General features: G+C 36.6%; 2 protein-coding genes and 1 pseudogene. 2 read left to right on the top strand and 1 reads right to left on the bottom strand.

Annotated elements, in window-relative coordinates; genetic code table 11:
• Positions 1-555 (top strand): spermine/spermidine synthase domain-containing protein (locus AC1DUW_RS29905; RefSeq protein WP_477644319.1); only part of this gene is annotated, 555 nt, incomplete at its 5' end.
• Between the two features lie 79 nt (positions 556-634).
• On the opposite strand, the pseudogene AC1DUW_RS29910 reads toward AC1DUW_RS29905, so the two are convergent.
• Positions 635-712, bottom strand: a pseudogene (locus AC1DUW_RS29910) (IS6 family transposase); the annotation flags it as partial.
• A gap of 224 nt (positions 713-936) precedes the next feature.
• On the opposite strand from AC1DUW_RS29910, the gene AC1DUW_RS29915 reads away from it, so the two are divergent.
• On the top strand, positions 937-1,123 hold a 187-nt coding region (locus tag AC1DUW_RS29915), incomplete at its 3' end, for an aspartyl-phosphate phosphatase Spo0E family protein (RefSeq protein ID WP_477644320.1).

Below are 1,123 nucleotides of genomic sequence, written 5' to 3' on the forward strand. Positions count from 1 at the left end.
GAGGTATTGAAACACCCAAGCGTTACCAATGTTGTTCAAGTTGAAATCGATGAAAAAGTAGTGGAATATTCAAAGCAGCATTTACCCAATATCGCCTCTGAGTACAGCAACCCGCGCGTAGAGCTTAGTGTAGGTGATGGCTTTATGCATATTCTAAATAGTGAAGATGAATATGACGTCATTTTGGTCGATTCCACCGAGCCTGTAGGGCCAGCTGCTAATTTATTTACTAAAGGGTTTTATGCGGGAATATCAAAGGCATTAAAGGAAAACGGCATCTTCGTTGCCCAGACAGATAATCCTTGGTTTAAAGGGGATCTGATACGAGATGCGATTCATGATACAAAAGAGATTTTCCCGATTGCTCGCCTTTATACTTGTAATATTCCAACATATCCGAGTGGGTTGTGGACATTTACGCTTGGAGCGAAGACACATGATCCACTGGATGTAAATGTCTCTCGTTTCTTTGAACTTGACACAAAGTATTACACGCCTGAATTGCATAAAGCATCATTTGTTCTCCCTAAATTTGTTCAGAATTTGTGTAAATAGTGTTTTAGAGTAGTAATTATTTGGGTGTGGTGCAAAGATTGTAATCGTCTGAAAGAGGCACATAAAATCCTAGTAGAATCTAGTTTCCAAAAAGTTGATGGATGAATTCTTTCTGATTTTGGACAGACTGATCCTGCAAATCATTTTGTCCTTTTCTCATCATATACGTAGTTTCTATAAAAGTTCAGTTAACATAACGTTCACTTGGGGAAGCTTGATGTCTTCCGTCCTAATCATACAATAATTTTAATAACTTATAAAAATTGTAAACTACCAACCAAAGTTAGCCGGGTGATGATTTTGCTATTTAAAAACCACACGAAGACCTGTTGTCTCCAATGTCGATTATTATTAGCAGAAATAGAAAACATCAGAGAACTAATGACATTTTCTGCCCTTGAAAAAGGCTTCATGGATCCTCAAACGATAGAGATAAGCCAGAATCTAGATCAACTGTTGAATAAATTAGAAACTACTGACTCAGGACTAAATTGCACCTATTTAGTCCTTTTATTTTTTCTCAAGATGATCTTATATACAACTAGATTACATAAGAGTTCCTATAAGT

The sequence above is a fragment of the Peribacillus sp. P4_C12 genome, from assembly GCF_056402095.1.